This window comes from Acidovorax sp. A79, from assembly GCF_041154505.1.
Taxonomy (GTDB): domain Bacteria; phylum Pseudomonadota; class Gammaproteobacteria; order Burkholderiales; family Burkholderiaceae_C; genus Acidovorax.
Genome location: NZ_AP028672.1, coordinates 5008665 through 5028484 on the forward strand (window position 1 = coordinate 5008665; position 19820 = coordinate 5028484).

A 19820-nucleotide genomic window follows, 5' to 3' on the forward strand; every position below is an offset into this window, starting at 1 on the left:
ATGACAAGCTTCAGCGCCCCGGCGCTGGAAGGCCTGCGGGTGGTGGACCTCACCCGCGTGCTCGCAGGCCCCCTATGCACCCAGATGCTCGCCGACAATGGCGCCCAGGTGGTCAAGATCGAGCCGCCAGGGGGCGACGAGACCCGGCACCTCGGACCGCCATACGACGACATGGGCCACTCCGCGTACTTCGCCGCGCTGAACCGGGGCAAGAGGGCCATCAGCCTGGACCTGAGCCAGCCCGACGCGCACGAGGTGCTGCACCGCCTGCTGCGGGATGCCGATGTGCTGGTGGAGAACTTCCTGCCCGGCACCATGGAGAAATGGGGCCTGGGCTACGAAGACGTGCTGGCCGAACGCTACCCGCGCCTCATCTACTGCGCCATCTCGGGCTTTGGCCGCGACGGGCCGCTGGGCGGCCTGCCGGGCTACGACGCGGTGCTGCAGGCGCAGTGCGGCCTGATGAGCATCAACGGCGAATCGGCCACGGGCGCCACGCGCATGGGCATTCCCATCGTGGACCATCTGACGGGCTATGTGGCGCTCACCGGCATCCTCATGGCCCTGTGCAGCCGGCACAAAAGCGGTGCCGGGCAGCGGGTGGAGGCCACGCTCTACGACACGGCGCTGAGCCTGCTGCTGCCGCATGCATCGAACTGGTTCGCGTCGAAGAAGGCCCCGGGCCTGCTGGGCAGCGCGCACCCCAACATCGCCCCGTACGACAAGTTCAGGGCGCGCGACGGGCATGTGTTCATCGGTATCCTCAACGATGGTCAATTCCGCCGTTTCAGCCAGCACATCGGTTGCCCGGGCCTGCCCGAGGATCCCCGGTTCCACGCCAACGCAGACCGCATCGCGCACCGCCAGGCGCTCAAGGACATCATCGAGTCCGCGATTGCCACGCAAGACTGCGAGCCGCTGTGCGAGGCGCTGATGCGTGTGGGGGTGCCCGCCGGGGTGGTGAACGACGTGCCGCAGGCGTTGGCCCAGGCGCACTGCGCGCACCGCGAGATGGTCATCCGGCAGGGCGCGTTCACGGCGCTGCGTGGCCCGGCGCGGCTGTACGGCACCCCGGCCCTGCCGGGAGCGCCGCCCCCGGCTTTCAGCCAGCATGCCGACGAGGTGCTGGCCGATCTCGGATTCAATGACGCCCAGAGGCGGGACCTGTATACCCGGGGTGTCGCGCGCACCCGCCCTCTCTGATCTGCAGAGCACAAAAAATAAAGGAGACAAGCATGCGAACCTTCGCTGCCATCATGACCGCTGCCAGTTTGCTGTGGGCGATGCCCGCTGCCCATGCGCAGGCCCAGGCCCAGCACCCCAGCTATCCCACCAAGCCCATCCGCATCATCGTGGCCTATGCCGCGGGGCAGGGCACCGATGTGGCCACCCGATTTTTGGGCGAGCAGCTCGGCCGGGAACTGGGCCAGCCCATCGTCGTCGAGAACAAGGCCGGTGCCGGTGGCAACCTGGGCACCGAGCTCGCGGCCCAGGCCCCAGGCGACGGCTACACCCTGACCATGGGCACCAACGCCACCCATGTGCTCAACCAGTTTCTCTATGCGAAGCTGGCGTTCGACCCCGAGAAGGATTTCGAACCCATCGCCATGGTGGGCACGTTTCCCATGGTGCTGGCGGTGGGGGCCAATGCCCCCCACCATTCCGTGGCGGAACTGCTCGAATCCGTGAAACGCGCCCCCCGCTCGGCCGACATCGCGATGCCCAGCACCTCGGCGCGCCTGGTGGTCGAGTTCCTGAAGGAGCGCTCGTCGGCACTGCTGTTCGGCGTGCCCTACAAAGGCTCGGGCAACGCGGTGACCGATGTGCTGGGTGGCCAGCTGCCGGCGGTCATCGACACGCCCCTGGCGCTGCGGCCCCACATCGCGGCCGGCAAGCTGCGTGCCATTGGCGTCACGTCGGCAACCGCCAGCAATCTGGCGCCCGGCGTGAAGCCCATCGCGGAGCAGGGCCATCCGGGTTTCGAGTTCGTGGCGTGGAACGCGCTGTATGCGCCCAGGGGCACGCCGGCGGCGGTGACCGGTGTTCTCAATGCGGCGGTCAACAAGGTGCTGGCCCGGCCCGAAGTGCGCCAGCGCCTGCTGGAACTGGGCTTCGAGCCCGCGGGGGGAACGGCCGCGGCCCTGATCGAGTTCGCCAGGAAGGAGCGCCAGCGCTGGGCGCCCATCATCAAGGCCGCGGGCATCCGCGCGGACTGACGCAAGGCTCCGCTCAGGAGCCCGCCTGGAACGTGCCCGGGAAGAGATTCCCGGGCACTTCGATGGTGGCGGGCACATAGCGCAATTGGGCGCGCATCAGCGGGGTGCCCCCCGTCTGGCCGCGCTCCTCGCACCAGGCCTCGATGGCCACACACGCATCCTCGCCGCTGCTGGACACCAGGCGGCCCGTGAACGTCACACATTGGCCCAGCCGGGGCCGGGCCAGCAGCGTGACGTCGGACAGCCCCACCAGCTCGACCGGCGCTCCAAAATGCTGCCCCGGCAGCACGGCCCCCGCGAGGTCCATGGTGGCCAGCAGCCAGCCCGTGGGCACCTGGCCGCTGGCATCGATGTCCGCGGGCATGGTGATGGTCTTGAGCAGGGTCTGTGCCGCCGCGGTACCGGGCGCCGGCATGGTCAGCTCCCGCCCAGCAGGCGAGACAGCTCGGCCGCCTCCCGCTGCATGACCTGGGCCAGCTGCTGCACCACGGCGGCACCCATCTGGCTGCTGAGCCCGACCACCACCAGGGTATGGACCAGCCGTCCGCCCGGCGCGAAGACGGGCACGGCCACGACCGTGATGCCGGCCATGAAGTTGTCGCGGTCCAGGCTCCAGCCCCGGGACCGCGTGAGCTCGACCTCCTTCTTCCAGGTGGTGTACGTGGGGGCCTTGTCCCACACCACCCGGGCGAATTTCTCCTTGAGCGCGGGCCAGCTTTCGCCGCTGTAGGCCGCGATCAGCCGCCCCGTGGCGCTGACCAGCGTCTCGAACTGGCTGCCCACATCGGTGTGCACCCGAAACGGCTGGCTGGAGCGGGACAGCGCCAGCACCATCACCGTCTGGCGCGATGTGATCTCCACCCCCATGGCCGTTACGCCGAACTGCGCGGCCAGGCGGTCGAGCACCGGCTGCACCAGCTGCGTGAAGCCGCCGCCCTCCAGCACGCTGCGGGCCAGGCTGATCATGCCGGTGCCCAGCGCGTAGCGCTTGGTCGACGGGTCGAGCGTGACCAGGTCTTCGGCCACCAGCACCCGCAGGATGTGCAGGCAGGTGCTGGGCACCAGGTGCAAGGCTTCGGCCACCGTCTTCAGCGTGAGCGGCTGCTTGTGCTCGCCCAGCAGCCGCAGGATGGCGATGGAGCGTGTCACGGCGGGCACGGGCCGCACGCGCACGCCTTTGGTCGGCTTGGTGTCGGCGGGGGGCGGGGCGGGCTTGGAACGGGAGGCCATGGGCGGGTTCTGGAGCTTCAAACCGGCAAGCGTAAACCCATTTGTCGCCGCGTCGGCTGCAGCGCCGTGGTGCGGCCGGGCGCCGAAGAGAGCCATCAGGCTGTGGTGGGCGGGAATGTCCAGGGCGCGCTCCTTGTCGGGGTACAAAGAAATTTCGGCCGCGGCGTGGCGGCGGGCAGATGCCGGTGCGGGGCTGGCCGGCTTCATTTCATGGCTTTCATGAGCGCATGGGCCGTCAGCACCAGGCTCGCGCCCGCGCGCAGCTCGCCGCGCATGAAGACCAGGCTGCCGGTGCGCTCAATCACCTCGGCCCGCGCCTCGACGAACTGGCCGGGCCGCACCGGGCTCACGAAATGGGAATCGAGCTGCAGCGTGACGCAGGGGCTGCGGCCGCAGGCTTCCCAGGCCACGGCGCTGAGGGCGTGGTCCATCAGGGTCATCAGCGCGCCGCCGTGGGCCGCCCCCGCGGGGTTGAGGTGCTGCGGTCCGACCGCGAAGCCATAGGCCCAGCCATGGTCTTCCCGCTGGGCCCACAGCGGCCCCGCGTGCTGGATGAAGCCGGCCAGGCTGCGCGCCTTCCAGCCCGTGCCTGGGGGAGAGAGGGTATCGGGCAATGTGAACTCCTCGCACCTGTCTGCAGGGCAGGTGTTGGATGTAAATTGTACTTTTGAAAAATAATTGTATTAGTACAAAATGCCTTGGGCATGAAGCTGCCCGGCCTGCGTGCCCATCCGCAGGCCGGGCCATAAGCCCTGGAGCCGGCTGGTGGAATGGGCCGGGCCGCAGGAACCGCCGGAGTCCCTCAGGGCAGCTGCACCGTGTCCGCCAGGTGCCCGTACACCGCCGCGATGCGCCGCAGGTGGCGCGACTCGGGGTGCGTGAGCAGCCACAGCCCGTTGTCGCACTCGGGCAGCGAGCCGGTGAGCGGGCGCAGGTCGCCGCGGCCCTGGGCCAGGAAGGTGGGCAACACGCCCACGCCCGCGCCCCGGGCCACCAGTTCCATCACGGTGAGCAGGCTGTTGACGCGGTAGGTGGGTTGCGCCCTGGGGTACTGCTTCTTGCGCCAGCGCACCGAGGGGTGGCCGGGCATGGAGTCGTCGGGCGCGACCCAGGCCGCGCGGCCCGCCTCCACGTCGGACAGTGCCAGCGGGTTCGAGGCTGCGGTGTACAGCGCCGAACGGATCATGCCCAGCTGCCGGCCCACCAGATGTTGCGGCGGGCGCCTGGTGGCGCGCACGGCGATGTCGGTGTCGCGCCGCGTGAGGCTCACCAGTTCATTACCTGCATGCAGCTCGTACACCAGGGCCGGGTGACGGGGCTGCAGCACCTGCAGGGCGGGGGCGATGAGGCCCTGCAGGATGGTGTCGGTGGTGGAGATGCGCACCGTGCCCGAGACCTGCTCGGGCTGCGCCTGCGTGGCGGTGCGGGCGGCCTCCAGCGCGGCTTCCACGCGCTCGGCCTGCTCGGCCAGGGCCTGGGCCAGCTCCGAGGCGCGGTAGCCCGCGCGCGAGCGCTCGAACAGCGGCTGGCCCAGCCCGCGCTCGATGCGCTGGATGGCGCGGAACACGGTGGACGCATCCACGCCCAGCCGCTCACCGGCCGCCGCCAGCGTGCCGGTGCGCACCATGGCCAGCAGCACCTCGAGCTCGGCGGCGCCCAGGCGGTATTGCGCTAGTGCAATGGATGTTTTCATGGATGCGTATTTTGTTTGCGCAAATGCAATCATAAATTCTGTCTGTCGCCCGTGCCACCGCTGTGTACAGCGGCGATGCTCCCAACCCCTTTTTTTGCACAGAAAGCCCGCCACTGCCATGAAGCTCTACTACGCCCCCGGCGCCTGCTCGCTCGCCGTCCACATTGCGCTGCGCGAGGTCGGCGTCCCCTTCGACCTGACCAAGGTGGACCTGGCGCACCACACCACCGAGACGGGTGCCAGCTACCTCGACATCTCCCCGCGCGGCTATGTGCCCTTGCTGGAGCTGGACGACCAGTCGCGCCACACCGAAGGCGCGGCGCTGCTGCAGTACGTGGCCGACCTGGACCCGGCGCAGGCGCTGATCGGCAAGCCCGGCTCGCGCGAGCGCCTGGCCGTGCTGGAGTGGCTCACCTTCGTCAGCACCGAGCTGCACAAGGGCTTCAGCCCCTGGCTGTGGCACAAGGAAACGGCCGAGTCCACGCGGCAGGCGGCCAAGGCCAAGCTGGCCGCGCGTTTTGCGGAGCTGGATGCCGTGCTCTCGCGCAGCGACTTCCTGGCGGGCGCGTACAGCGTGGCCGATGCGTATGGCTTCACCATCGTCAACTGGGCCCACCTGCTGGGCATGCCGCTCACGGCCTACCCGCATCTGCAGGCCTGGATGGCACGCGTGGCGGCCCGCCCGCAGGTGCAGGCCGCGCTGCGCGCCGAGGGGCTGGCACCGTGAGCGCAGCAGCGGCTGGCGCGCCCGCTCTCACGCTGGTCTCGCACGCGCTGTGCCCGTATGTGCAGCGCGTGGCCATCGTGCTGCGCGAGAAGGGCCTGGCGTTCGAGCGCCGCACCATCGATCTCGCCCACAAGCCCGGCTGGTTCCTGGCCCTCTCGCCGCTGGGCAAGACGCCGGTATTGCAGGTGCGCGGCCAGAGCCTGTTCGAGTCGGCGGTGATCTGCGAGTACCTGGACGAGGTCGCCATGCCCACACTGCACCCGCAAGACCCGCTGCAGCGCGCCCGCCACCGTGCGTGGATGGAGTTTGGCTCCACGGTGCTCAACACCATCGGCGCTTTTTACGCCGCGCCGGATGAAGCCGCGCTGCGGGCCCGCGCGCAGGAGCTGCGCGGCCGCTTCGTGCAGCTCGAAGAAGCGCTGGGTGCGTTCAGCGGCGCGGGGCCGTACTTTGCGGGGCCGGATTTCGGCATGGTGGATGTGGTGTTCGGCCCCGTGTTCCGGTACTTCGACGTCATCGACACGTTGCCGGGCGTGGACGGCCTGGGTCTCTGGCAAGGCTTGCCACGTGTGCTGCGCTGGCGCACGGCGCTGGCCGCGCGCGCCTCGGTGCAGCAGGCCGTCAGTGCGGACTATGCCGGAGGGCTGCGCGTGTTCCTGCGGGCGCGCGGCTCGGCACTGTCGCGCCGCATGGACGCGGTGGCGGCGTAGCTGCCTCGATTCAATCGGCCCAGGTGCCCGGCGCCAGCCCGTCGAGCGTGTAGGGCCCGATGGCCGCGCGGATGAGCCGCAGCGTGGGGTGGCCCACGGCGGCCGTCATGCGCCGCACCTGGCGGTTGCGGCCCTCGCGGATGACGAGTTCGATCCACGCGGTGGGGATGGCCTTGCGCTCGCGGATGGGCGGGTTGCGCGCCCACACGGCAGGCGCGGGCTCCAGCAGGCGCGCGCGGGCGGGCAGGGTGGGGCCGTCGTTCAGCACCACGCCGCTGCGCAGCGCGGCCAGCGCGGCTTCGCCTGGGATGCCTTCCACCTGCACCCAGTAGGTCTTCTCCATCTTGAAGCGCGGGTCGGCAATGCGGGCCTGCAACGGCCCGTCGTTGGTCAGCAGCAGCAGCCCTTCGCTGTCGGCGTCCAGCCGCCCCGCCACATACACGCCGGGCAGGTCGATGTAGTCCTTCAGGCCCTGCCACTTGCCTTCGGCGGTGAACTGGCTCAGCACGCCATAGGGTTTGTTGAAGCGGATCAGGCGCGAGGTCATGCGGGGAATTGTGTTTGAATGAAATTGGCCGCTGGCGCTTGTCCATCAAGCGCAATAAGCTATCAAAATAATAGCTATACGGGGACGAACAGCGCCGGGTCCACCATGGTGCGGTTGAGCATCACGCCCCAGTGCAGGTGCGGGCCGGTCACGCGGCCGGTGGCGCCCACCTTGCAGAACGCGTCGCCCGCGTTCACCACGTCGCCCACGCGCACATCCTTGCTGCTGAGGTGGGCGTACACGGTGAGCAGGCCCCGGCCGTGGTCGAGCCACACCGTGCCGCCGCTGAAGAAGTAGTCGCCCACGTCGATCACCCGGCCCGGCAGCGGCGCCACGATGGGCGTGCCCGTGGGCGCGGCGATGTCCATGCCGCTGTGCGGGTTGCGCGGCTGGCCGTTGAACACGCGCCGCAGCCCGAACGAGCTGGAGCGCCGCCCCGGCACCGGCACGCGCATGCGCAGCGATGCCGGCGTCTGGCCCGCGGGTTGCTCGGTGAAGGTGGCCATCACCTGGGCTTGGTGCTCGCGCTCGCGCTCGTAGCGCGCCTGGTCCTCGGGCGAGAGGTCCACCGTGCGCGGCGACACCTGCAGGTGCTGCTCCTTGTACTGCTTGTGCGCCACGGTGTAGTGCACCAGCCGCGGGCTGCCGCCGCCTTCGGCCAGCACGGTGATGAACGCATCGCCGGGCGCGGCGGCCAGCGGGATGCCCACGAGGGCGGTCCATTCGATGGCATCGCCCACCACCCGCAGCGGCACATCCACATCGCCCTGGCGCACCTGCGCCACCGGCCGCGTGGCCGCGGGCCCGAGCGACAGCCGCGCCACGCCCCCCGGCACCTGCAGCGCCTGGGGCCATACGGTGGGCGCGGGTGGCAAGGGCTTGGCGTGCAGCAGCCCCAGCATGGCGGGCTGCGCCAGAAGACCCGCCGCGCCCACCAGGGCGCTGCGACGGTTGATGGGGAGGGCGGGGTGGACGAGGGCAGGGCGGGCAGATTCAGACACGGCAGGGCAGGGATAAAAAGCGCAGTGGTGTGTTTTTGGGGAGACGGTGCGATGCGGCCGCTGTCGCGACCCGCACCAGCGATTGTGCCCCCGGTGTTGGCGGCGTCCGCCTACATTGCGCCGCCGGGCCGCCACCTACCATCGCGCCATGCCGAAAGCCGCCCACCGCCGCCGCCCTTCCACCCTGCTCACGGTTTTTCTCACGGCCCTGGCCACGGGCGCGCTGGTGTTGCTGGCGCTCAACTTCACGGCCGGCGAGAAGAAGGTGCAGCAACAACTGCCGCGCCTGTACAGCACCGCCCACCCGCAGTTCGAACGCGCGCTGGGCAGCCTGCTGGGCCCGGGCATCGTGGGCGGCAATGCGGTGACCGAGCTGCTCAACGGCGACCAGATCTTCCCGCCCATGCTGGCGGCCATCCAGGCGGCGCAAAAAAGCGTCACGTTCGAGACGTACATCTACTGGTCGGGCGACATCGGCAAGCAGTTTGCCGACGCCCTGAGCGAGCGCGCCCGCGCCGGCGTGCCGGTGCATGTGCTGCTCGACTGGGTGGGCAGCGCCAAGATGGAAGAGAGCTACCTGGCCGAGATGAAGGAGGCGGGCGTGCAGATCGAGAAGTTCCACAAGCCCCACTGGTACAACCTGGCGCGCCTGAACAACCGCACCCACCGCAAGCTGCTGGTGGCGGACGGGCAGGTGGCGTTCACCGGCGGCGTGGGCATCGCGCCCGAGTGGACGGGCCACGCGCAAGACCCGGAGCACTGGCGCGACTCGCACTACCTGGTGCGCGGCCCCGCCGTGGCGCAGATGCAGGCCACATTTCTGGACAACTGGCTCAAGGTCACCGGCAAGGTGCTGCATGGCGAGGCGTACTTCCCGGCCATCGCGCCGGCGGGCACGCAAAAGGCGCAGATGTTCTCCAGCTCGCCTTCGAGCGGCAGCGAGAGCATGCAGCTCATGTACCACCTGGCCATCACGGCGGCCGAGCGCAGCATCGACCTGTCGGTGGCGTACTTCGTGCCCGATGAACTGACCCACAAGTTGCTGATGGACGCCCTGGCGCGCGGCGTGCGCGTGCGCCTGGTCACCCCCGGCGAACACACCGACACCGAGACGGTGAAAGCCGCATCCCGCGCCACCTGGGGCGAGCTGCTGCAGGCCGGGGCCGAGATCTATGAGTACACGCCCACCATGTACCACTGCAAGGTCATGATCGTGGACCAGCTGCTGGTGTCGGTGGGCTCCACCAATTTCGACAACCGCTCGTTCCGCCTGAACGACGAGGCCAACCTCAACGTGTACGACACGGCATTCGCCAGGCGCCAGACAGCGGTGTTTGAAGACGACATCCGGCGGTCACGCCGCGTGACGTACGAGGCCTGGCGGGACCGCCCGCTGCGGGAGAAGGCGCACGAGAAACTGACGGGCTGGCTGCGCTCGCAGCTGTAACGGTGCTTGAATGAAATAGGGCGCCAGCGCTCCTGGTGAAAGCGCCGCCTGCTATCAAAAGTGTAGTTTTCTGCTTTGGATGCGGGGTGGGCGGGGGCGCCCCACGCCGGCATTGCCCCCTGTCCCACCGCTCAGTGCGTCACAAACTCGTACGTCACCGCTTCGCTGTCCACCATGTCGAGGATGTCGTCCAGCACGTCCTCGTCGTCGGTGCTGGCCCACAGGTCTTCGGGGTCGGCCGCAAACAGCGGTTCGATGGCGATGTCCATGTACTTGCCATCGGGCAGCTTGATGACGGGCGTGCCCTCGGAGGTATCGGCCAGCTCCCAGTCATCGGGCACGGTCATTTCGAGTTGGATGGTGACGTTGAGTTTTTTCATGGCGAGTCCTTGTTGCTGAACCGGGCAGGGTAACCGAGTTTGACAAGAAATGGGCGTGTAGCGCTTGTTGGACAAGCGCAATATGCTATAAAAAATAGAGCATTGGCCGTGGACGGAGACTGGGCGTGCCGGCCCCTGCGCGGTGCGGGCCTGCATGGCACGCCGCTTGCAACGCTGGGGGGTTGTGCAAACGCTGCCGTCAACGCGCGTCCATGCACGCGTGCACTGCCCGTCCTGCGCCGCTGGCACCACCCCGGATGAATGCCCCTGGCTTTTGCCCGCGGGCCTGCTGTAATGTTTGCGGCGACGGGGTGTGCCGGCCGCTGCGGCCCGCGTGGCCGGTGCACCGTGCTGCCACACCCTTCGCCAAGCCACCTTTCACCCACTGGAGAACCTCGAAATGATCCCCAAGAAAATCCTCGCCCTTGCCGCAGCCGCCGTGGTGGCCAGCCTTGCCTTCAGCCAGGCTGCGCAGGCCGGCCCCCGGCTCGACAAGATCATGGAGGCCAAGGTCATCCGCGTGGGCACGCCCGGCGACTACCGCCCGTTTGCCATCAAGACCGACGCGGGCTACTCGGGCCATGACATCGACGTGATCGAGACCATGGCCAAGGAGCTGGGTGTGAAGATCGAATACGTGCCCACCACCTGGCCCAACCTGGTGAAGGACCTGCAGGGCGACAGGTTCGATGTGGCGCTGGGCGGCATCACGCGCAACGTCAACCGCATGCGCATCTTTGACATACTGCCCGGCTACGCACCCTTCGGCAAGGTGGCCCTGGTGCGCGCGGCCGACAAGGCCAAATACACCAGCGTGGACGCGATGAACCAGCCCACCGTGCGTGTCATCAAGAACCCCGGGGGCACCAACGAAACCTATGTGCTGGCCAACCTGAAAACAGCCCAGGTCAGCACGCACGACAAGAACGCCGAGATCCCCGCGTTGATCGCCGAGGGCAAGGGCGACGTGATGATCACCGAGACGTACGAGGCCCTGCACTATGCCAAGGCCGACCCGCGCCTGCACGCCGCGTTCGTGGATGCACCGCTCACGCCCAAGAACTACCTGGGCTTCATGCTGCCCACCGACGATGCCGACTATGTGCGCGTGATGGGCTTCGTGTGGGGCCTGGTGGACAGCCGGGGCGCCATCAAGCAAGCCGCCGACAAGTGGCTGAAGTGAAGTGATGTGATGTGAATTGAGGGGAAGGGCTGGGGCGGCGGGCGCGTGGCGCGGCACCGCCTGCCGGTGCGCTGCCGTTCACCTTGCTGCCGGGCCGTGTGCATGGCCCGGCCGGCACCGATTTACTCCGCCGGAATCTCCGGCTCCACCAGCAGCGCCAGCAGCTGCAGCGACTCCTGCCAGCCCAGGTAGCACGCCTCGGCGGGGATCACGGCCGGAATGCCCGCCTGCACGATGGACACCTCGGTGCCCACGATCACTTTTTTCAGCTGGATGGTGGTGCGCATCTCGCCCGGCAGGTTGGGGTCGTCGAACCGGTCGGTGTGCACGATGCGCTCGCCCGGCACCAGCTCCACATACTCGCCACCAAACGCATGCGTCTGGCCGTTGCTGAAGTTGGTGAACTGCATGCGGTAGGTGCCGCCCACGCGGGCATCCAGGCTCAGCACCCGGCCGGTGAACCCATGGGGCGGCAGCCACTTGCACATGGCGTCGGGGTCCAGGAACGCGCGGTAGATGCGCTCGGCCGGTGCGCGCAGCACGCGGTGCAGGGTGACGGTGCCTGTGGGGGTGGTGTTGGTGGTCATGCTGGGGTCTCCTTGGGGGTGGACATCAGGGTGGATGAAGGCGTGAGCCGCTCAACCATATCGCTCATTCAACGTGTTCACACCCTGACGACGAACGGGCCCGCGCGTTTTCGACAAGCCGCCGCTGCCACCGCGGTTTTTTTTCGTTTCAGGCGGAAACCGTGCGGGCCCCAAAACTCTCGCTGCCCTGGGCCCAGGCCAGCAGCCGGTCGATGTTGGGGTGCTTGCCCGGGAAGGCCTGCGCGTCGGCCACATGCTCGGCGTACCACTCCAGCCCCAGGGTGGCGGCCGCGGGCGTGATGCGGCCGCCATACAGCGCCGCCAGCGCGGCATACACGGCCAGCGAACCCGTCTGGCCGGGCTTGTTCTCGATGGTGGCCAGCACCTGGCCGCCCGCGCCCAGCAGGTGCAGGGCGGCGAGGTGGCTTGTGGAAGGAAGCTGCTGAAGGCGGTTTGCGAAATTCATGGGCAAGGACAAAGGGTGGGTGCCACGGGCGGATTCCCCGGCCCGCAGCGAATGGATGGATCGTGTGGGCCCGCATTGTCGTGCCACCCGGTGGGCCGCACAAACGATCCCGTGTCCCGCGCAGCGCGCCTGAATCTTTTTACGAAGGATTGACCAATTCATAGCCGTTTGGTTATTATTCGTCATCCATAACCAATGAGTTATATCCTGTGAAATCCCCTGAAGACCTGACCTTCGCGGCGTTGTCGGACCCCACGCGCCGTTCCATCTTCCAGCAGCTGTCCCGGGAGGGGCAGCAGACCGTGAATGTGCTGACGGGGCATTCCCACATTTCGCAACCTGCGGTGTCCAAGCACCTGGCCGTGCTCAAGCGCGCGGGGCTGGTGGAAGACCGCCGTGCCGGGCGCGAAACCTACTACCAGGTGCGGCGCGAAGGGTTGGCGCCCCTGGTGGACTGGATGAGCGTCTATGCCGGCTTCTGGAACCAGCGCCTGGATGACCTGGAGAACCTGCTCGGACGCATGGACCAATGACTGCGCAACTCCACTCCAGCAAAGACACCATGCAGAACCGCCATCACCGTTCCAGCCCCGAGGCTGCCGTCGCGCTCACCTTGCAGGCGGCGCGCCATGGCTGACGCAACCCGATCCCATGGCCCCGCCCCCACGGCGCAAGGCACCCGGTCCCTGGTGTTCGAGCGGCAGCTACCCCACCCGCGCGAGAAGGTCTGGCGCGCGATCACCCAGTCCTGGCTGATGCAGGAGTGGCTCATGCCAAACGACTTCGTGGCCGAGGTGGGGCACCGCTTCACGGTGCGCGCGCAGCCGCTGCCGGGCTGGTCGGGCGTGACGCACTGCGAGGTGACCCTGGTGGAGGAGCCCAGCCAGCTCGCCTACCGCTGGGGCAACGGCACCGAGTCGGCCAATGGGCTCATCACCCACATCACCTGGACCTTGCAGGAGCACGGCGGCGGCACGCTGCTGCGCATGGAGCAGGCGGGTTTCCGGCCCAACGATGGCATCAGCTTCGAGCGCATGGGCGGCTTGTGGCCGCGCATTCTGGAGCGCCTGGAGCAGGTGGTGCACAGCCGCGAAGGCCCCTAACGCCAGCCTGCCACGGCCTAGCCAACCTCCCTCATATCCCTCACCCACAGTTTCTCAACCCATGAACTCAAGCATGAACATGACCCTGACGACGCCCACTCTCCAACCCACCCGCGCCCCTGGTGTGCGCATTGCCATCGTCTTTCACAGCGGCTATGGCCACACGGCCCGGCAGGCGCAGGCCGTGAAAGAAGGCGTGGCGCAGGTGGAGGGCACCGAGCCCCTCCTGATGACGGTGGAAGAAGCGCCCTCACGGTGGAATGACCTCGCGTCCGCCGACGCCATCATCTTCGGCGCGCCCACCTATGTCGCCAGCGCCTCGTCGCAGTTCAAGGCCTTCCAGGAAGCCACGTCCAACGTGGTCATGGCCAAAGGCCTCGGCTGGAAGGACAAGATCGCCGCGGGCTTCACCAACTCGGGCTCGCGCTCGGGGGACAAGCTTTCCACCCTGATGCAGATGGCCCTGTTCGCCGCGCAGCACGGCATGCACTGGGTGAACCTGGCGCTGCCCCCGGGCAACTGCTCGTCCACCGGGTCGGAGGAAGACCTGAACCGCCTGGGCTTCTGGCTGGGCGCCGCGGCGCAGTCCAACACCGACCAGGGTGCCGACGTGGTGCCGCCGGAGGCAGACCTGGCCACGGCCCGGTACCTGGGGGAACGCGTGGCCCACACCACGCTGCAGTTTGTGCGGGGGCGTGTGCACTGAGGCTGGCTTGTGGCCTTCTGGCCAGCGCGCTGAGATTTCAGTGAAATGGGCTGCTGGCGCTGGATGGATAAGCGCTGGCAGCTATCAAAACTGAAGCGCAATCGATTCCAGGAAGAAAGACGCACCGGCCCCTGCGCGCGCGGGCACCGGTTCAGGCCTGCCACACCCCAAACCCCGCCGAGCGCAGGTCGATGCCGATCTCGATCTCCCGGTCCACCGCGTCTTCGTAGCTCATGGGGTTGAAGCCTTCGTACAGGTCGGGCAGCAGGCGCAGGCCGTACTGCTGTACAAACCGGTTCGCCTGGATGCCTGCCTTGTGCTTGTCGAACCGCACGTCCGGGTCCAGGCCCGTCATGCCCACGTACACGCAGGGTTTGCCGTCGATGTAGCCGGGGTTGTTCTTGCGAAAGCGGGGCTCGTTCAGCACGTCCTTCGAAAGCTCGACGACATAGACGTGGTGGTGGAGTTTGCGGCGGGGCATGGAGCGACAGGAGGAAAAAAGAACCACCGGCGCAGCGGGAACACGCGCAGGCAGCGCCGGCAAGCGTAGCAAAACCCGGCGCATTGCTGGCGCGGATGCTCCGGCACTGCCCAATTTCGCGCCTTTTTAAAACCAAAAAGAATATTAATTCAAATTCAAATGCGAATTGATATATACTGAGTGGGTTGCAGTCACGGCCCTTGACGCGTGCCGTCACCGCAACGCCTGCTCTGTGGCGGCCATCCGCCCCAGGCCAGCCGCCTTTTGCGACCTTTGTCGCCCAGTGGATCTGTAGAGCTGCAGCCCACCGAGTCCCTCGATGCTCACGCAGGTCGATTTCCAAGCCTGCGATCCTGAATGAACCAGATTTCAAAGACCGCCATTTCCATGGGCCAGTACGTCGTTTCGCCCGCGACACACCCGACCGACTGCGGCCGCTTCCGCGCCTCCTTCTCGGTCCATCGTTCCCAAGGCAACGGCAGCTACTGCCGTGTCTTCCGTTTCGACAAAGCCTTTGCCTCGCGCGAAGCCGCCCGGCTCTTTGCCGTTACCCAGGGCTGGCTGCAAACGTGCATGCCGCATCCCCCCGTGTGCTGATGGATGGCCTGCCCACCGCAGACCCCATCCACGCTTCCCGTTGTGGCGGACATCCGGTCCGCACACCCTTGTCCCAACGGTGCGCCCTGCGTTGCGCGCCCTCCTTCAGAAAGGCTCCTCCATGAGCACCAAGATCTACGTGGGCAACCTGCCCTATTCCGTGACCGATTCCAGCCTGGAAAGCAACTTTGCCGAGTTTGGCCGGGTTTCCTCCGCCAAGGTCATGATGGACCGCGAAACCGGCCGCTCCAAGGGCTTCGGCTTTGTGGAAATGGCGTCCGCCGAAGTCGCCCAGGCCGCCATCACCGCGCTGCACGGCATGTCCGTCGATGGGCGCGCGATTGTCGTGAACCTCGCCCGCCCCCGCGAAGAGGGTGGCGGCTCGGGTGGCTACAGCGCGGGCGGCTACAGTGCCAGCAAACGCTCGGACATCGGCTACGGCACGGGTGGCTACGGCGGCGGGCGCTACTGAACCCGGCAGCTTCCTCTGAAAAACCGGCTCCGCGGAGCCGGTTTTTTTTCGTCCCGGCCCAGCGGCATGGAGCCATCCACACAGCGGCGCGGGCCACCTTGCGCGCGCGGTGCACTGGGGCAGAATCCAGCCAGAAGCGAGTTGAAGAACGGCAAACCAGGAAAGCACATCACATGAAATCCATCCATTGGTTCTCGCTGGCTGCGCTCGTCCTGGGGCTGGCGCTGCTCTTCCTGGGGTCTTCAACCGCAGGCGGGGTCGTCCTGGGGCTTGCCTTCGCCGTGGAGCTCATTTACTCCGCATTGACGGGAAAACAGATGAACGATGGCACCCATTGATGTCCGCAAGGGGCGCGGAAGCGGCGCCGTCCGTGAAGAAAAAAATGGCCGGCCAACCTAGGCCCGCCTGGAGGCCTCCTACGGAGGGCTTCCCAAAGCGCCTAGCAGGCGTGCGCTCACCTCTGATGCATCAAGCGTGGCGAACTGCATGTTGTGCTGATCGGTCAGCGGGCCGTGGCCGGGTTCCATGCCACCGGCAGCGCTGTAGCCCATGGCCTTGAACTTCCAGACCCCGCCGACCAGCTTGAGCGAACCCACATGCGCGCCATCGGCGGTGTGCACTGACACCACCCCGGCGTTGAGCGGCAACAACTGCAAGGGGCCCGCCACCGGGCCGGCCGGCACGTGGGCGAAGGTGGGAGTGAACGTGGCCGACAAGGGCTGGGTGTGAGGCATGGCGGTGTTTGTACCGTAAAAGCGCGGCGCCCACCGCCTGGTGCCGTGCGGGGAATCGGCAGGCAGAAGTCTGTCTACGGCCAGAAGCTGCCGGTGGTGAATCGTGAAAGCGGACGCTCAATGAACTGAGCTAGCGGCCCGCAGAATGTTGGTTCGCTTGAGTGGTGGGTTAGACGCTGAAACGCTACTTTGTCTTCCGTTTTTGCTGACCAAATGGCCACCAACCTAGCAAAAAAAGTGGAAGGGACAGAAGTACCTTTAGTGCGGCATAGTCCGTTGCATCCAAGGTGGGGGCAGCGGCGGGCCCAACGATACCGCCTTGCTGAACATATTGCTCTCGATATTTCAGTAGCTCATCAGAGTTACATGCTGCAGGGCAACTGCATGCGATGCATTCCAAGGCTGCAGGGCTGTTCGATGCCCCGCAGGATAAGCAAGACCATTGATATTCAGGCATAGCTTCAACCCAATGTAGGTCGCGCCAATTCGCCGACCATATCTTTCGGTAGTTTGGCTCATAACGGCCAGGATCGGACCTTCAATGCGTCAACCCAATTTTTCAGTCCAATGCGCCCCTTGACATATTTCTCTCTCGTATCAAACGGTTCACTAGTGCGGCACGGAGAACAAGATGTGATGGTTCCTTGGTGGAGCTTTACGAAGACAGTTCTAGCGGCAGCGTCTCTGTCACTGGTGCGTGATGGGATTGTTCGACTCGATGACGTAGTCCTTGAAGGTCCGTTCACGTTGCGTCAGCTGCTGAGACATGAAGCCGGGCTGGCTGACTACGGTGAACTTGTCGAGTACCACGCTGCCGTTGCTCGCGGCGATGCGCCCTGGCAGGCGGATGAAATGTTGCAACGCCTCGATGCCACGAGGTTGCGTTATGCCCCTGGAATGGGGTGGCAGTATTCGAACGTCGGCTACTTGTACGTAGCGAGACTTATCGAGCGTGCGACAGGTCTCGCACTTGAGGAAGCGCTTATGCAACAAGCGTTGGCGCCCTTGGGCCTGCTGAGAGTTCGTAGCGCAAAGACGCCAGCTGACTTGGAAGGCGTGTGCATGGGGGCCATTTCGACTTATGACCCGAGATGGGTTTATCACGGCTTGCTTGTTGGCTCTCTCTCCGACGCTGCCCTCTTTCTAGACCGCCTGATGGCTGGACACCTTCTGCCTGATTTGCTGGTGCAGGAGATGCAAGCTGCACGCGCCCTTGGCGGACCTCTTCCTGGGCGCCCATGGAAGTCGCCGGCATACGGCCTCGGGCTGATGCAAGGCGTGTTGCATACGGGGCCGACATTGTGTGGGCACACCGGTGCTGGGCCGGGCAGCGTGGTGGCCGTCTATCGCAGAGCCAACGGTTCTAACACGGCGACTTGTGCTGTCTTTCACGCAGGTTCCGACGAAGGCCTTGCAGAGGAGGAGGTCGTCAAGCGGTTGTCGGCGTCCCTGAAGTCTGGTGATTGACGATGCGTGTCCTCTTAGCGTCTGCTTTCAAAAAGCGAATATGACAGCGTTGGGCCCCAAGCTGTCATCAGTCCAAAAGCAAAAGGCCAGCAGACCTCACAGTCTGCTGGCCCTTCTTTGTTCACAGAGAAATCACTTCCCCCAGGAATCCTTCAACCCCACCGCCAAGTTAAACACCGGCTTCCCCGCCGCATGGTCCACCCGGTCCGCCACAAAATACCCATGCCGCTCGAACTGGAACTTGTCGTCTGGCCGTGCATTGGCCAATGACGGCTCCACGATGGCTGTCACCACCTTCAGGCTGTTCGGGTTCAGGCTTTCGATGAAGTCCTTGCCGCCTGCGTCGGGCTGGGCGTCCAGGAACAGGCGGTCGTACATGCGCACTTCGGCGTTCACGCCGTCGGCCACGCCCACCCAGGTGATGGCGGCCTTGACCTTCACGCTGTCGGCGCCGGGGGTGCCGCTCTTGGTGTCGGGCACCACGGTGGCCAGCACTTCGGTGATGTTGCCGGCGGCATCCTTGGTGCACCCGGTGCATTCGATGACGTAGCCGCCCTTCAGGCGCACCTTGTTGCCCGGGAACAGGCGCTTGTAGCCCTTGGGGGGCACTTCTTCAAAGTCTTCGCGTTCGATCCAGACTTCCTTGCCGATGGTGAAGTGGCGCTCGGGGCTTTCCACGCCTTCAGGGGGGTGGGGCAGGGAGGGCAGGGTGCAGGGCTCCAGGTGGCCCGCGCCCATGACGTCGTCCCAGTTGGTGAGCACCAGCTTGACGGGGTTGAGCACGGCCATGCCGCGGAAGGCCTTGAGCTCCAGGTCTTCGCGAAGGCAGCCTTCCAGGGTGCTGTAGTCGATCCAGCTGTCGCTCTTGGTCACGCCGATGCGTTCGGCAAAGGTCTGGATGGCCTCGGGCGTGTAGCCCCGGCGGCGCAGGCCCACGATGGTGGGCATGCGCGGGTCATCCCAGCCGCTGACCTTGTGGTCGTACACCAGCTGCGCGAGCTTGCGCTTGCTGGTGATGACGTAGGTGAGGTTCAGGCGCGCGAATTCGTACTGGCGGGGGGGCGGGCTGGCCAGCAGGCCGCCTTCGGTCAGGCGCTCCAGCAGCCAGTCGTAGAACGGGCGCTGGTCTTCGAATTCCAGCGTGCACAGGCTGTGGGTGATTTGCTCCAGCGCATCCTCGATGGGGTGCGCGTAGGTGTACATCGGGTAGATGCACCAGGTGTCGCCGGTGTTGTGGTGCGTGGCGCGGCGGATGCGGTAGATGGCCGGGTCGCGCATGTTGATGTTGGGGCTGGCCATGTCGATCTTGGCGCGCAGCACCATGGAGCCGTCTTCGTGCAGGCCGGCCTTCATCTCGCGGAACTTGGCCAGGTTTTCGGCCGGGGTGCGGCTGCGAAAGGGGCTGTCGGTGCCGGGCTTGCTGAAGTCGCCGCGGTTGATGCGGATCTGCTCGACGGTCTGTTCGTCCACGTAGGCGTGGCCGGCCTCGATCAGGTACTCCGCCGCGCGGTACATGAAGTCGAAATAGTCGCTCGCCTGGTAGGGCGGGGCGCTGGGGTGGCCGTTCCAGTCAAAACCCAGCCATTTCACCGCGTCGATGATGCTGTTGACGTATTCGGTGTCTTCTTTTTCGGGGTTGGTGTCGTCAAAGCGCAGGTGGCACACGCCGCCGTAGTCGCGCGCCAGGCCGAAGTTGATGCAGATGCTCTTGGCGTGGCCCACGTGCAGGTAGCCGTTGGGTTCGGGCGGGAAGCGGGTGCGGATCCTGGCGGGGTCGGGCTGGCCGATGGCGTGGTGGGCGGCGTCGCCCGGGCTGCCGCCCCAGCGGCGGGAGGCGTAGGTGCCTTTTTCCAGGTCGTTTTCGATGACCTGGCGCAGGAAGTTGCTGGGCTTGGCGGTTTCCAGGGATGCTGCGGGGGCAGCGCCGGGGGTGCCGGCGGCAGGATTGGCGGGGTTTGGGGTGCTCATTGGGTCATTTTAGGCGCCGGTTTCGTGAAGGTTTACGCATGGAAACAGGCGCGTATACGTCCAGACACAACGTAAAGACAGTTTTATGCCATCCTTTCGGCTACT

Annotated in this window: 25 protein-coding genes; 13 read left to right on the top strand and 12 right to left on the bottom strand. The window is 66.5% G+C overall.

Translation table 11 applies throughout. The annotated features are described in order from the left end of the window. A complete protein-coding gene (locus ACAM51_RS22985; protein ID WP_369641950.1) occupies positions 1–1203 on the top strand; it encodes a CaiB/BaiF CoA transferase family protein in 1203 nt (400 codons plus the stop codon). A 32-nt stretch (positions 1204–1235) separates the two neighbouring features. Further along, positions 1236–2216, top strand: coding sequence for a Bug family tripartite tricarboxylate transporter substrate binding protein (locus ACAM51_RS22990; protein WP_369641951.1), 981 nt, complete (start codon positions 1236–1238; stop codon positions 2214–2216). Between the two features lie 13 nt (positions 2217–2229). Here ACAM51_RS22990 and ACAM51_RS22995 read toward each other — a convergent pair whose 3' ends face one another. The 4 genes from ACAM51_RS22995 to ACAM51_RS23010 form a co-directional block, all read right to left on the bottom strand. Beyond that, positions 2230–2631, bottom strand: a complete 402-nt coding sequence (locus tag ACAM51_RS22995) for a hypothetical protein (RefSeq protein WP_218340714.1) — start codon at positions 2629–2631, stop codon at positions 2230–2232. A gap of 2 nt (positions 2632–2633) precedes the next feature. Further along, complete coding sequence (locus ACAM51_RS23000; protein WP_369641952.1) at positions 2634–3446, bottom strand: IclR family transcriptional regulator; 813 nt, start codon at positions 3444–3446, stop codon at positions 2634–2636. Between the two features lie 203 nt (positions 3447–3649). Then, the gene (locus ACAM51_RS23005) at positions 3650–4060 is read right to left on the bottom strand and encodes a PaaI family thioesterase (protein WP_218293992.1); all 411 of its coding nucleotides are present in this window, start codon (positions 4058–4060) and stop codon (positions 3650–3652) included. Positions 4061–4248: 188 nt separating this feature from the next. Further along, a complete protein-coding gene (locus ACAM51_RS23010; protein ID WP_369641953.1) occupies positions 4249–5139 on the bottom strand; it encodes a LysR family transcriptional regulator in 891 nt (296 codons plus the stop codon). 118 nt (positions 5140–5257) lie between these two features. On the opposite strand from ACAM51_RS23010, the gene gstA reads away from it, so the two are divergent. Together gstA and ACAM51_RS23020 are read left to right on the top strand one after the other, a co-directional pair. Beyond that, complete coding sequence (gstA, locus tag ACAM51_RS23015; RefSeq protein ID WP_369641954.1) at positions 5258–5866, top strand: glutathione transferase GstA; 609 nt, start codon at positions 5258–5260, stop codon at positions 5864–5866. After that, complete coding sequence (locus ACAM51_RS23020; protein WP_369641955.1) at positions 5863–6576, top strand: glutathione S-transferase family protein; 714 nt, start codon at positions 5863–5865, stop codon at positions 6574–6576. The genes gstA and ACAM51_RS23020 overlap by 4 nt, the downstream gene beginning before the upstream one ends. A gap of 10 nt (positions 6577–6586) precedes the next feature. Here the strand turns inward: ACAM51_RS23020 and ACAM51_RS23025 are convergent, their stop codons facing one another. Beyond that, the gene (locus ACAM51_RS23025; protein WP_218340719.1) at positions 6587–7123 is read right to left on the bottom strand and encodes a pseudouridine synthase; all 537 of its coding nucleotides are present in this window, start codon (positions 7121–7123) and stop codon (positions 6587–6589) included. A 74-nt stretch (positions 7124–7197) separates the two neighbouring features. Further along, on the bottom strand, positions 7198–8124 hold the full coding sequence (locus tag ACAM51_RS23030; protein WP_369641956.1) for a peptidoglycan DD-metalloendopeptidase family protein: 927 nt from the start codon (positions 8122–8124) through the stop codon (positions 7198–7200). Between the two features lie 148 nt (positions 8125–8272). On the opposite strand from ACAM51_RS23030, the gene ACAM51_RS23035 reads away from it, so the two are divergent. Then, the gene (locus ACAM51_RS23035) at positions 8273–9571 is read left to right on the top strand and encodes a phosphatidylserine/phosphatidylglycerophosphate/cardiolipin synthase family protein (protein WP_369641957.1); all 1299 of its coding nucleotides are present in this window, start codon (positions 8273–8275) and stop codon (positions 9569–9571) included. 131 nt (positions 9572–9702) lie between these two features. On the opposite strand, the gene ACAM51_RS23040 is transcribed toward ACAM51_RS23035, so the two are convergent. After that, on the bottom strand, positions 9703–9951 hold the full coding sequence (locus ACAM51_RS23040) for a hypothetical protein (RefSeq protein ID WP_218293999.1): 249 nt from the start codon (positions 9949–9951) through the stop codon (positions 9703–9705). Between the two features lie 400 nt (positions 9952–10351). On the opposite strand from ACAM51_RS23040, the gene ACAM51_RS23045 reads away from it, so the two are divergent. Beyond that, positions 10352–11134: a transporter substrate-binding domain-containing protein gene (locus ACAM51_RS23045; RefSeq protein ID WP_369641958.1), complete on the top strand. Its 783-nt coding sequence runs from the start codon at positions 10352–10354 to the stop codon at positions 11132–11134. Between the two features lie 122 nt (positions 11135–11256). Here the strand turns inward: ACAM51_RS23045 and ACAM51_RS23050 are convergent, their stop codons facing one another. Together ACAM51_RS23050 and ACAM51_RS23055 are read right to left on the bottom strand one after the other, a co-directional pair. Continuing rightward, positions 11257–11721, bottom strand: coding sequence for an SRPBCC family protein (locus ACAM51_RS23050; protein ID WP_218294001.1), 465 nt, complete (start codon positions 11719–11721; stop codon positions 11257–11259). Positions 11722–11869: 148 nt separating this feature from the next. Continuing rightward, positions 11870–12187: a DUF2322 family protein gene (locus tag ACAM51_RS23055; protein ID WP_218340723.1), complete on the bottom strand. Its 318-nt coding sequence runs from the start codon at positions 12185–12187 to the stop codon at positions 11870–11872. A 209-nt stretch (positions 12188–12396) separates the two neighbouring features. Here ACAM51_RS23055 and ACAM51_RS23060 point away from each other — a divergent pair, with 209 nt between their 5' ends. The 3 genes from ACAM51_RS23060 to ACAM51_RS23070 all read left to right on the top strand — a co-directional run bounded on the left by ACAM51_RS23060 (position 12397) and on the right by ACAM51_RS23070 (position 13996). Continuing rightward, complete coding sequence (locus ACAM51_RS23060) at positions 12397–12720, top strand: helix-turn-helix transcriptional regulator (protein WP_057272387.1); 324 nt, start codon at positions 12397–12399, stop codon at positions 12718–12720. A gap of 96 nt (positions 12721–12816) precedes the next feature. Continuing rightward, a complete protein-coding gene (locus tag ACAM51_RS23065; protein ID WP_369641959.1) occupies positions 12817–13290 on the top strand; it encodes an SRPBCC domain-containing protein in 474 nt (157 codons plus the stop codon). A 79-nt stretch (positions 13291–13369) separates the two neighbouring features. Continuing rightward, on the top strand, positions 13370–13996 hold the full coding sequence (locus ACAM51_RS23070) for a flavodoxin family protein (RefSeq protein WP_218294458.1): 627 nt from the start codon (positions 13370–13372) through the stop codon (positions 13994–13996). Between the two features lie 151 nt (positions 13997–14147). On the opposite strand, the gene ACAM51_RS23075 is transcribed toward ACAM51_RS23070, so the two are convergent. Further along, entirely contained in the window at positions 14148–14477 is a 330-nt protein-coding gene (locus ACAM51_RS23075) for a hypothetical protein (protein WP_218294004.1), read from the bottom strand. A 357-nt stretch (positions 14478–14834) separates the two neighbouring features. On the opposite strand from ACAM51_RS23075, the gene ACAM51_RS23080 reads away from it, so the two are divergent. From ACAM51_RS23080 to ACAM51_RS23090, 3 genes are all read left to right on the top strand, one after another. Beyond that, positions 14835–15074 carry a hypothetical protein gene (locus tag ACAM51_RS23080; protein ID WP_218294005.1) on the top strand — a complete coding sequence of 80 codons (240 nt, stop codon included), beginning with the start codon at positions 14835–14837 and terminating at the stop codon, positions 15072–15074. A 121-nt stretch (positions 15075–15195) separates the two neighbouring features. After that, positions 15196–15546: an RNA-binding protein gene (locus tag ACAM51_RS23085; RefSeq protein WP_218294006.1), complete on the top strand. Its 351-nt coding sequence runs from the start codon at positions 15196–15198 to the stop codon at positions 15544–15546. Positions 15547–15719: 173 nt separating this feature from the next. Then, positions 15720–15884: a hypothetical protein gene (locus ACAM51_RS23090; protein WP_369641960.1), complete on the top strand. Its 165-nt coding sequence runs from the start codon at positions 15720–15722 to the stop codon at positions 15882–15884. Between the two features lie 78 nt (positions 15885–15962). On the opposite strand, the gene ACAM51_RS23095 is transcribed toward ACAM51_RS23090, so the two are convergent. Beyond that, the gene (locus ACAM51_RS23095) at positions 15963–16280 is read right to left on the bottom strand and encodes a hypothetical protein (protein ID WP_255594544.1); all 318 of its coding nucleotides are present in this window, start codon (positions 16278–16280) and stop codon (positions 15963–15965) included. A 636-nt stretch (positions 16281–16916) separates the two neighbouring features. Here ACAM51_RS23095 and ACAM51_RS23100 point away from each other — a divergent pair. Then, on the top strand, positions 16917–17747 hold the full coding sequence (locus tag ACAM51_RS23100) for a serine hydrolase domain-containing protein (RefSeq protein ID WP_369643873.1): 831 nt from the start codon (positions 16917–16919) through the stop codon (positions 17745–17747). 132 nt (positions 17748–17879) lie between these two features. Here the strand turns inward: ACAM51_RS23100 and ACAM51_RS23105 are convergent, their stop codons facing one another. After that, positions 17880–19715, bottom strand: coding sequence for a glutamine--tRNA ligase/YqeY domain fusion protein (locus ACAM51_RS23105; protein WP_369641961.1), 1836 nt, complete (start codon positions 19713–19715; stop codon positions 17880–17882). Positions 19716–19820: the final 105 nt, after the last annotated feature.

Coding starts and splice junctions, on each gene's coding strand:
- ACAM51_RS23105 (WP_369641961.1), bottom strand. CDS start 19,715: ATGAGCACCCCAAACCCCGCCAATCCTGCCGCCGGCACCCCCGGCGCT.
- ACAM51_RS23075 (WP_218294004.1), bottom strand. CDS start 14,477: ATGCCCCGCCGCAAACTCCACCACCACGTCTATGTCGTCGAGCTTTCG.
- ACAM51_RS23045 (WP_369641958.1), top strand. CDS start 10,352: ATGATCCCCAAGAAAATCCTCGCCCTTGCCGCAGCCGCCGTGGTGGCC.
- ACAM51_RS23000 (WP_369641952.1), bottom strand. CDS start 3,446: ATGGCCTCCCGTTCCAAGCCCGCCCCGCCCCCCGCCGACACCAAGCCG.
- ACAM51_RS23100 (WP_369643873.1), top strand. CDS start 16,917: ATGGTTCCTTGGTGGAGCTTTACGAAGACAGTTCTAGCGGCAGCGTCT.
- ACAM51_RS22995 (WP_218340714.1), bottom strand. CDS start 2,631: ATGCCGGCGCCCGGTACCGCGGCGGCACAGACCCTGCTCAAGACCATC.
- ACAM51_RS22985 (WP_369641950.1), top strand. CDS start 1: ATGACAAGCTTCAGCGCCCCGGCGCTGGAAGGCCTGCGGGTGGTGGAC.
- ACAM51_RS23095 (WP_255594544.1), bottom strand. CDS start 16,280: ATGCCTCACACCCAGCCCTTGTCGGCCACGTTCACTCCCACCTTCGCC.
- ACAM51_RS23025 (WP_218340719.1), bottom strand. CDS start 7,123: ATGACCTCGCGCCTGATCCGCTTCAACAAACCCTATGGCGTGCTGAGC.
- ACAM51_RS23065 (WP_369641959.1), top strand. CDS start 12,817: ATGGCTGACGCAACCCGATCCCATGGCCCCGCCCCCACGGCGCAAGGC.
- ACAM51_RS23090 (WP_369641960.1), top strand. CDS start 15,720: ATGAAATCCATCCATTGGTTCTCGCTGGCTGCGCTCGTCCTGGGGCTG.
- ACAM51_RS23035 (WP_369641957.1), top strand. CDS start 8,273: ATGCCGAAAGCCGCCCACCGCCGCCGCCCTTCCACCCTGCTCACGGTT.
- gstA (WP_369641954.1), top strand. CDS start 5,258: ATGAAGCTCTACTACGCCCCCGGCGCCTGCTCGCTCGCCGTCCACATT.
- ACAM51_RS23070 (WP_218294458.1), top strand. CDS start 13,370: ATGACCCTGACGACGCCCACTCTCCAACCCACCCGCGCCCCTGGTGTG.
- ACAM51_RS23010 (WP_369641953.1), bottom strand. CDS start 5,139: ATGAAAACATCCATTGCACTAGCGCAATACCGCCTGGGCGCCGCCGAG.
- ACAM51_RS23080 (WP_218294005.1), top strand. CDS start 14,835: ATGAACCAGATTTCAAAGACCGCCATTTCCATGGGCCAGTACGTCGTT.
- ACAM51_RS23040 (WP_218293999.1), bottom strand. CDS start 9,951: ATGAAAAAACTCAACGTCACCATCCAACTCGAAATGACCGTGCCCGAT.
- ACAM51_RS23055 (WP_218340723.1), bottom strand. CDS start 12,187: ATGAATTTCGCAAACCGCCTTCAGCAGCTTCCTTCCACAAGCCACCTC.
- ACAM51_RS23085 (WP_218294006.1), top strand. CDS start 15,196: ATGAGCACCAAGATCTACGTGGGCAACCTGCCCTATTCCGTGACCGAT.
- ACAM51_RS23050 (WP_218294001.1), bottom strand. CDS start 11,721: ATGACCACCAACACCACCCCCACAGGCACCGTCACCCTGCACCGCGTG.
- ACAM51_RS22990 (WP_369641951.1), top strand. CDS start 1,236: ATGCGAACCTTCGCTGCCATCATGACCGCTGCCAGTTTGCTGTGGGCG.